This window comes from Actinomycetospora soli (assembly GCF_021026295.1).
GTDB classification, from domain to species: domain Bacteria; phylum Actinomycetota; class Actinomycetes; order Mycobacteriales; family Pseudonocardiaceae; genus Actinomycetospora; species Actinomycetospora soli.
This window is the reverse complement of record NZ_JAJNDA010000018.1, coordinates 114,424-121,655: the sequence shown is the minus strand read 5'-3', so window position 1 is coordinate 121,655 and position 7,232 is coordinate 114,424. Positions and strand designations below refer to the sequence as shown.

Genomic DNA, 7,232 nt, shown 5'->3' with positions numbered 1-7,232 from the left:
ATCACGCAACCGGTCCTCATACATGCGCACCGCACGAGCCCGGGTCTCCGGGTCGAACTTCCGAGGTGGGGCCACAGCAGCAGTCTCCTTGCTACATCAGAGCCTCACCACCAGCCGGGGCGGTTCAGGCCGAGCCACGGGAGGCCGCCACAAGGCCGGCCGGCCGGCTAGCCCCACCCGGCGCGCGCGCCGACCCGTCGTCGGGAACGGATCGCCCTATGATCGGCGCCCATGGGCTTCGAGGCCGAGAACATCCGCGACTGGCTGGGCAAGAAGGTCGTCGACCCGAGCGGGTCGAAGATCGGCGACCTCGAGGCGGTGTACTACGACACCGCGACCGACGAGCCCGCCTTCGTCACCGTGACGACCGGGATCTTCTCGGGCAAGCGCCTGGTCTTCGTGCCGCTGCACGGGGCGACGGTGCACCCGGACCACGTGAAGGTGACGGTCGACAAGGACCTCGCGAAGGACGCCCCGTCGATCGACACCGACGGCGAGCTGCCCGCCTCCGACGAGCCCGCGATCTTCGAGCACTACGGCATCCCGGCCGCCCCGGGCACCGGCCGGCGGCTGGCGCGGCGCTGACGGACGACGACGTCGCCGGCGAGCCCCGCGCGGTCCTGCGCGAGGCGCTGGCGAGCGTCCGGACCCGTCGTCGGGACGACGGCGACCTGGAGCTGACCGGCGACATCGCGCCGGACCTCGCCGCGGCCCTGCTCCGGGCGATGGCCCGCGTCACCGACGAGCTCCGCGACGACGACGTGCGCCGCGGGGAGGAGCCCCGCAGCGGAGGACGACTGCAGGCCGACGCGTTCGTCGCCCTCCTGCTGCGGGTCACCGATCAGCCCTGACGGGCCTTCCACTTCGGGTTCAGCTTGTTGATCACCAGGACCTTGCCGTGGCGGCGCACCACCGACGATCCCGGCTTCTGCTTCAACGCCTTCAGCGACGCACGGACCTTCATCGCACTCCTCACCAACTCGACTTCGTGACGCCGGGCAGGTAGCCGGCGTGGGCGTACTCCCGCAGGCGCACGCGGGACAGGCCGAACGCGCGCAGGTGGCCGCGCGGCCGCCCGTCGACGGCGTCGCGGTTGCGCACGCGGGTGGCGCTCGCGTCGCGCGGCTGGCGCGCGAGCTCGGCGACGGCGGCCGCGCGGGCCGAGTCCGACGACGACGGGTGCCGGACGATCTCCTTGAGTTCGGCCCGGCGGGCCGCGAAGCGCGCCACCGTCGCCTTCCGGCGCTCGTTCGCCGCGATCTTGCTGCGCTTCGCCATCAGCTCTCCCCGTCGCTTCGCTCGCCCCGCATCAGACCTTCTCCCCGGCCGCGCGCAGGCGCGCCACCACCGACTCGACGCCGTCCCGGTCGACCGTCCTGATCCCCTTCGCCGAGAGCCGCAGGCGCACCCAGCGGTTCTCCGACGGGAGCCAGTAGCGCTTCGACTGCACGTTCACGCGGAACCAGCGGTTCGTGCGCACGTGCGAGTGCGAGACGTTCTTCCCCGACGACGGGGCCCGGCCCGTCACCTGGCAGCGGCGGCTCATCGGGCCGTCGACGTGTAGGGGAGCAGCGCCATCTCGCGCGCCGTCTTGATCGCGGACGCGACCTGGCGCTGCTGCTGGCCGGTCAGGCCCGTGACGCGACGGGACCGGATCTTGCCGCGGTCGGACACGAAGGTCCGCAGGAGCGACGTGTCCTTCCAGTCGATCTCGGTGATCCCGCGCGCGACCAGCGGGTTGACCTTCTTCTTCGCCGGACGGCCGACGCGGGCGGCGCGGCCCGCCATCAGCGCTCCTCGCGGAAGTCGACGTGCCGCCGGACCTTCGGGTCGTACTTGCGCAGCACGAGCCGGTCGGGGTCGTTCCGCCGGTTCTTGCGGGTGACGTAGGTCGTCCCGGTCCCCGCCGTGGACCGCATCTTGATGATCGGTCGCACCTCGTTGCGAGCCATCACTCCTCCTCGCTGTTGGTATCGATTATCATTAACACTAACCGACCGAGGAGGATTCCCGATGCCGGACCCGTTGGTGATCGTCTGCGGGGTCGACCGCGACGCCGTGCTCGCCACCGGAGAGGCGGTGGCGATCGCGGACCCGCACACCGTGCTCGTCGCCCACGACCTGCGGAAACTGGGCGAGGGCGTGGTGACCCGCGCCGTCCGTCGTGACGGCCGGTGGAGCGTCTCCGCGCTCGAGCTGGCCCACGGCTGCGTCTCCTGCACGCTCCGCGAGGACCTCCTGCCCCTGCTGCTGGCGCTGGCCGCCGATCCCGACGTCGGGCGGGTCGTCCTGCTCCTCGACCCCGGGATGGAGCCGGAGCCGGTCTGCGAGGCCCTCGCCCACGTCGTCCCGGACGGCGGGGACGGTCCGGTGACCGAGGTCCTCGACCTCGTCGGGGTGGTCGCCGTCCTCGACGGCCCGACCTGGCTCGACGACGCCGGGTCCGACGAGGCCCTGGCCGACCGCGGCCGCGCGCTCACCGAGGACGACGACCGCACGCTGGCCCAGATCGTGGTGGGGCACGCGGAGTTCGCCGACGTCCTCGTGGTGGTCGGCAGCCCGGACCCGTGGGAGCGCGTGCGCCGGGACGCCGTGCTGGCGCGGCTCGCGCCGCAGGCCCGGCGGCTCGACGTGCCGTCGGCGGCCGCGGGCGTCCCGGACGTCACCCCGGTGCTCTCCGAGCTGCACCCGGACGCCCGTCGCGGTGTCCCCGACGACCCGCACGGGCCGCTGCTGCGCGGTCAGCCGCCCCTCACGCGGGATGTCGGGGTGTCGCTGCTGCACGTCGGGCTGCGCCGGCCGTTCCACCCCGAACGGCTGCACGAGGCGTTCGACGTGCTGCTCACCGGCACCGTGCGCGTGCGCGGCCGGGTCTGGGTGGCGTCGCGGCCGGAGCACGCGCTGTGGATCGAGTCGGCCGGCGGCGGCCTGCAGATCGCCATGGCGGGCCGGTGGCTCGCGGACTCCCTGGCGTGGGACGACGTCGACGAGCTGCGCCGCGCCTCGGCGTCGCTGCGCTGGGACGACCGCTGGGGCGACCGGGAGCAGCAGCTCGTGGTCCTCGTGCACGACGCCGAGCCCGCCGAGGTGATCGCGGCCCTCGACCTGGCGCTGCTCACCGACGACGAGATCGCCGCCGGCGAGGACGTCTGGCGCACCTATCCCGACCCGTTCGGCATCAGCCACACCGATCCGTGCGACGAGCTCGAGGGGCCCGTCGTCGGGATCGACCAGCAACGAGGAGAGCAGGCATGAAGGACATCCACCCCACCTACGGGCCCGTCGTCGTCCGCGACCAGACCAGCGGCGACACGTTCCTCACCCGCTCGACCGTCGTCGGCACGCGGATCCTGCCCACGATCACCTGGACCGACGGCGAGACCTACCCCGTGCTCGACGTCGAGATCTCCTCGTCGTCGCACCCGATCTGGACCGGCACGGCCCGGCCGATCGAGCGGGGTGGCCAGATCGAGAAGTTCAACCGCCGGTACGGCCGACGATGAGCGGCGTCACCGTGGTCGCGTGCGGGGTGGATGGCTGCCCGCACGCGGCCGCGTCCCCCACCGACTGCGACGACGCGCTCCGGGCGGCGATCCGCGCGACCCCGCACGGGGTGCTCGTGCGCTCGGGCTGCCTCCAGGGCTGCTCGACGGAGACGTCCTCGGCGGGAGCGACGGTGCTCGTGCAGCCCTGCGACGTGCACCGCCGCCCGACCGGCCCGGCGCTGGTCGTGGGCCCGCTGCACGAGCCGGCCGACGTCGCCGAGTGCTGCGCATGGCTCCGGGCGGGCGCCCCCGCCCCGGCCCCCTCGCACCTGGTGAGCGGGGTGCTCGCGGGCTGATCCGGGTGGGTCAGCCGCGGCCCTCGGCGAGGAAGCGGTCGAGGGTCCGGCGTCGCCCGGCGATGCGTTCCTCCTGCTCGACCAGCGCCGCGCGCACCTGCCGGGCGCGCTCGAGCAGGGCGGCGCAGTCGCCGGTCGGGCGCTCGCCGTGGGCGCAGGGCAGCACGTCGCGGACGATGTCGGACGGCAGGCCGGCGCTGAAGAGGTCCTGGATGAAGGCGACGGTCCCGACCGCGTCGGCGCCGTAGTCGCGGTAGCCGTTCGGCAGACGGTCGCCGACGAGGAGCCCCTGCTCCTCGTAGTAGCGCAACGAGCGTGTGCTCACGCCGGTCCGTTCGCCGAGCTCCCCGATCCGCACGACGCACATCCGACCTTGACGTTCACGTCAGTGTCAAGGTCTAGCGTCGGCGCCATGACCACAGCAGCACAGATGCGGGGGCGCACCGCCCTCGTCACCGGGGCGTCGGGCGGGATCGGACGCGCCATCGCCGAACGGCTCGGCGACCACGGGGCCGACGTCGTGCTCGTCGGGCGGAACGAGGCCGCGCTCGAGGACGCCGCCGCCGTCGTCCGCACCCGGGGCGGCACGGCCCGGGTCGTCGCCCTGGACCTCGCCGACCCCGCCGCGCCGCGCAAGCTCGTCGAGCAGGTGGGGGAGGTGGAGCTGCTGCTGAACAACGCGGGCGTCGCCACCGGGGGAGCCGTCGTGGACACCGACCCGGCGGAGCTGCGCGCGATGCTCGACCTCAACGTCTCCGCGCTCACCGAGCTGACGGCGCTCCTGCTCCCGCGGATGGTCGAGCGGGGGCACGGCAGCGTGCTGAACGTGGCCAGCGTCGGGGGCTACCTGCCCTCGCCCGGGCTCGCCGTCTACGCGGCGTCGAAGACCTACGTGCTCGCCGTGAGCCGGGCGCTGTGGGCGGAGGTGCGCGGCCGGGGCGTGCGGGTCGTCGCGGTGAGCCCCGGGGCGACGCGGACCGCGATGAACCCCCGCGGGACGCGGACCGCGGAGCAGGTCGCGACGACCGCCCTGGCCGCCCTCGCCGGCACCGCCCCGGCCGTGATCGACGGCCGGCTCAACGCCGTCGTGGGCCGGGTGTTCGAGGCCCTCCCGGGCCGGGTCGCCGCCCCGCTCGCGGGATGGGTCCTGGCGCGCTCGGGCTGAGCCGCCGAGCGTGAGCTCCCACGCCGGACGGGCGGCCTCAGGCGTGCGGCGCCCCGGTCGGCGCGCCCGAGTCCTCGCCGAACCGCCACGGCTGGCCGGTCGACTCGAGCACGGCCATCCAGAGGTCACCGTGCGGGTCGACCTGGTTGCGGCGGCTGACGGCGAGGCTCATCGGGATGTGCACGAACCGGCGGCGGACGCGGCCGACCACCATCGCGGTGCGCCCGGACATCGCGGCGTGCACCGCGGCGTGCGAGAGCCGGACGGTGTAGACGCTGTCGTAGGGGTTCGCGGGCACGCTGCGGATGAGGTAGCTCGGGTCGACGTAGCGGACCGAGGTCTCCGTGCCCGCCGTCGCGAAGTGGTCGGTGATCCGGTCCTTGAGGAACGGGCCGATGTCGGCCAGCTTCGCGTTGCCCGACGCGTCGGTCCTCCCGATCGACGGGAGCAGGTCCTGGCCCGCGCCCTCCGCGACGACGACGACCGCGTGGCCGCGGGTCTGGACCCGCCGTCGCAGGTGCTCGAGCAGGCCGGTCTCGCCCTCGAGCTCGAACGGCACCTCGGGGATGAGCACGGCGTCGGCGTCGGAGCGGACCAGCGAGGCGTAGCAGGCGATGAAGCCGGAGTGCCGGCCCATGAGCTTGACCAGGCCGATCCCGCCGGGGGTCGACTTCGCCTCCACCGTCATCGACCGGATGGCGTCGCTGGCCTCCGCGAACGCCGTCTGGAAGCCGAAGCTCTGGTCGATGAACGGGATGTCGTTGTCGATCGTCTTCGGGATGCCGACGACGGCGATGCGCAGGCCGCGCTCGCGGATCACCCCGGCGATCGCCATGGCGCCGCGCATCGTGCCGTCGCCGCCGATCACGAAGAGCACGTTGAGGTGCATCTGCTCGAGGCAGTCGACGATCTCCTCGGGGTCCTGCGGCCCGCGCGAGGTGCCGAGGAACGTGCCGCCGTCGACCGGCGAGTCGCGCACCGACTCCGGCGTCAGCTCGATGACGTCGTGCCCGTAGGCGGAGACGAAGCCGCGGTAGCCGTTGCGGAACCCGACCACCCGGCGGACGCCGTAGTGGTAGGTCAGGGTGCGGACGAGCCCCGCGACGACGTCGTTCAGCCCCGGGCAGAGCCCGCCGCAGGTGACGATGCCCGCGCGGGTCTTCGACGGGTCGAAGTAGATCTGGCGGCGCGGGCCGCACGGCTCGAGGCCGGGCAGGTCCTCCAACGACGCGCCGCGGGCCTTGATGCCGGCGGCGGTGTCGTCGAGCAGCACCCGGTCGCCGGAATCGACGTAGTGCTCGGTGGTGCCGCGGCTCGCGTCGAGCAGCGGGGAGAGCGGGGAGGCGATGCGGGCGGGGCCGAGGGTCTCGATCTCCAGGTCGTCGGCCTTGATGTCGTCGGCGAGCCCCGCGTCGTCCCCTGCTGTCGCCGTCACCGGTCCTCCGCTCGCGTCGACCCGTCCTCCGTCACCACGAGATCGGCGCGGGAACGGGTGGTCCCGATCAGACGAGCGTTCGGCTCGTCGACGGCCTCCACCCACGCGACGGCCTCGTCGCGGGTCTTGCCGAACCGTACGTGGCGTTCGACCAGGCGCGTCCGCCGCAGGACCTCGTCGGTCTCGTGGAACCACACCTCGTCGAACTCCTCGCGCACGGCCCGCCAGGCCGGGTCGTCGACGAGGAGGTAGTTCCCCTCGCTGACCACCAGCCGGCACGAGGAGGGTACCGGAATCGATCCAGCGATGGGCTGCTCGATCTCGCGGTCGAACGCGGGCGCGTAGACCGTTCCCGGACCCGTTCCCGACGCCGGGTCGCTGACGCGCAGCCGGGCGAGCAGCGCGGCGTACCCGGCGGCGTCGAACGTGTCCGGCGCGCCCTTGCGGGTGCGGCGCCCGAGCCGCTCGAGCTCGACGTCGGCGAGGTGGAAGCCGTCCATGGGCACGTGCACGGCCTCCGGGCCGAGCGCCCCGACCAGGGCGAGGGCGAGGGTCGTCTTGCCCGCGCCGGGCGCGCCGGCGATGCCGAGCAGGACGCGGCGGTCGTCGCGGACGAGGCCCCGCGCCCGCGCGACGAGCTCGTCGAGGCTCACGACGACGGGTCGGACGCGATCCCACGAGGGGCCGGGCAGCTGTTCCGGGGCGGGACGGACACCATCTCCGCCGCGCGCCCGCGCGGGCGGGACCGCACCTCGTCGTCGAGGTCCCGCACGGTGATCGTGGCCATGACG

15 protein-coding genes are annotated in these 7,232 nt (G+C 73.9%); 6 read left to right on the top strand and 9 right to left on the bottom strand.

All coding sequences use genetic code 11. The features are described 5' to 3' along the window. Nucleotides 1-231 precede the first annotated feature (231 nt). Both LN037_RS24860 and LN037_RS32900 read left to right on the top strand, forming a co-directional pair. Nucleotides 232-585, top strand: a complete 354-nt coding sequence (locus LN037_RS24860) for a PRC-barrel domain-containing protein (protein WP_230758491.1) — start codon at nucleotides 232-234, stop codon at nucleotides 583-585. A 140-nt stretch (nucleotides 586-725) separates the two neighbouring features. Beyond that, a complete protein-coding gene (locus tag LN037_RS32900; protein WP_255694864.1) occupies nucleotides 726-851 on the top strand; it encodes a hypothetical protein in 126 nt (41 codons plus the stop codon). Here the strand turns inward: LN037_RS32900 and ykgO are convergent. Genes ykgO through rpmG form a run of 5 tightly spaced genes read right to left on the bottom strand, consistent with a single transcriptional unit; the run spans nucleotide 842 to nucleotide 1,952 of the window. Further along, a complete protein-coding gene (ykgO, locus tag LN037_RS24855) occupies nucleotides 842-964 on the bottom strand; it encodes a type B 50S ribosomal protein L36 (RefSeq protein ID WP_018334958.1) in 123 nt (40 codons plus the stop codon). The two genes, LN037_RS32900 and ykgO, sit on opposite strands and share 10 nt — an antisense overlap. 8 nt (nucleotides 965-972) lie before the next feature. Beyond that, on the bottom strand, nucleotides 973-1,278 hold the full coding sequence (rpsN, locus tag LN037_RS24850) for a 30S ribosomal protein S14 (protein ID WP_230758489.1): 306 nt from the start codon (nucleotides 1,276-1,278) through the stop codon (nucleotides 973-975). 31 nt (nucleotides 1,279-1,309) lie between these two features. Further along, nucleotides 1,310-1,546 (bottom strand): 50S ribosomal protein L28, encoded by a 237-nt coding sequence (gene rpmB / locus LN037_RS24845; protein ID WP_230758486.1) that lies wholly within the window; start codon nucleotides 1,544-1,546, stop codon nucleotides 1,310-1,312. Then, the gene (gene rpsR, locus LN037_RS24840; protein ID WP_230758483.1) at nucleotides 1,543-1,788 is read right to left on the bottom strand and encodes a 30S ribosomal protein S18; all 246 of its coding nucleotides are present in this window, start codon (nucleotides 1,786-1,788) and stop codon (nucleotides 1,543-1,545) included. The genes rpmB and rpsR overlap by 4 nt, the downstream gene beginning before the upstream one ends. Next, the gene (gene rpmG / locus LN037_RS24835) at nucleotides 1,788-1,952 is read right to left on the bottom strand and encodes a 50S ribosomal protein L33 (RefSeq protein WP_230758480.1); all 165 of its coding nucleotides are present in this window, start codon (nucleotides 1,950-1,952) and stop codon (nucleotides 1,788-1,790) included. The genes rpsR and rpmG overlap by 1 nt, the downstream gene beginning before the upstream one ends. Before the next feature lie 61 nt (nucleotides 1,953-2,013). Here rpmG and mrf point away from each other — a divergent pair, with 61 nt between their 5' ends. Genes mrf through LN037_RS24820 form a run of 3 tightly spaced genes read left to right on the top strand, consistent with a single transcriptional unit; the run spans nucleotide 2,014 to nucleotide 3,841 of the window. Further along, nucleotides 2,014-3,255, top strand: a complete 1,242-nt coding sequence (gene mrf, locus LN037_RS24830) for a ribosome hibernation factor-recruiting GTPase MRF (protein WP_230758478.1) — start codon at nucleotides 2,014-2,016, stop codon at nucleotides 3,253-3,255. Then, on the top strand, nucleotides 3,252-3,503 hold the full coding sequence (locus tag LN037_RS24825) for a type B 50S ribosomal protein L31 (RefSeq protein ID WP_230758475.1): 252 nt from the start codon (nucleotides 3,252-3,254) through the stop codon (nucleotides 3,501-3,503). Before mrf ends, LN037_RS24825 begins: the two co-directional genes overlap by 4 nt. Then, complete coding sequence (locus LN037_RS24820; RefSeq protein WP_230758472.1) at nucleotides 3,500-3,841, top strand: hypothetical protein; 342 nt, start codon at nucleotides 3,500-3,502, stop codon at nucleotides 3,839-3,841. The genes LN037_RS24825 and LN037_RS24820 overlap by 4 nt, the downstream gene beginning before the upstream one ends. A 10-nt stretch (nucleotides 3,842-3,851) precedes the next feature. Here the strand turns inward: LN037_RS24820 and LN037_RS24815 are convergent, their stop codons facing one another. Next, complete coding sequence (locus LN037_RS24815) at nucleotides 3,852-4,199, bottom strand: MerR family transcriptional regulator (RefSeq protein ID WP_230758470.1); 348 nt, start codon at nucleotides 4,197-4,199, stop codon at nucleotides 3,852-3,854. A gap of 54 nt (nucleotides 4,200-4,253) precedes the next feature. On the opposite strand from LN037_RS24815, the gene LN037_RS24810 reads away from it, so the two are divergent. Then, nucleotides 4,254-5,006 carry an SDR family NAD(P)-dependent oxidoreductase gene (locus tag LN037_RS24810; protein ID WP_230758468.1) on the top strand — a complete coding sequence of 251 codons (753 nt, stop codon included), beginning with the start codon at nucleotides 4,254-4,256 and terminating at the stop codon, nucleotides 5,004-5,006. Between the two features lie 37 nt (nucleotides 5,007-5,043). Here LN037_RS24810 and LN037_RS24805 read toward each other — a convergent pair whose 3' ends face one another. From LN037_RS24805 to LN037_RS24795, 3 genes are read right to left on the bottom strand one after another with little or no spacing between them, the layout of a single operon-like run. Then, nucleotides 5,044-6,441 carry an ATP-dependent 6-phosphofructokinase gene (locus LN037_RS24805; protein ID WP_230758466.1) on the bottom strand — a complete coding sequence of 466 codons (1,398 nt, stop codon included), beginning with the start codon at nucleotides 6,439-6,441 and terminating at the stop codon, nucleotides 5,044-5,046. Then, nucleotides 6,438-7,094, bottom strand: coding sequence for a nucleoside/nucleotide kinase family protein (locus LN037_RS24800; protein WP_230758464.1), 657 nt, complete (start codon nucleotides 7,092-7,094; stop codon nucleotides 6,438-6,440). The genes LN037_RS24805 and LN037_RS24800 overlap by 4 nt, the downstream gene beginning before the upstream one ends. Continuing rightward, nucleotides 7,091-7,228, bottom strand: coding sequence for a hypothetical protein (locus LN037_RS24795; RefSeq protein WP_230758461.1), 138 nt, complete (start codon nucleotides 7,226-7,228; stop codon nucleotides 7,091-7,093). Before LN037_RS24795 ends, LN037_RS24800 begins: the two co-directional genes overlap by 4 nt. Nucleotides 7,229-7,232 lie beyond the last annotated feature (4 nt).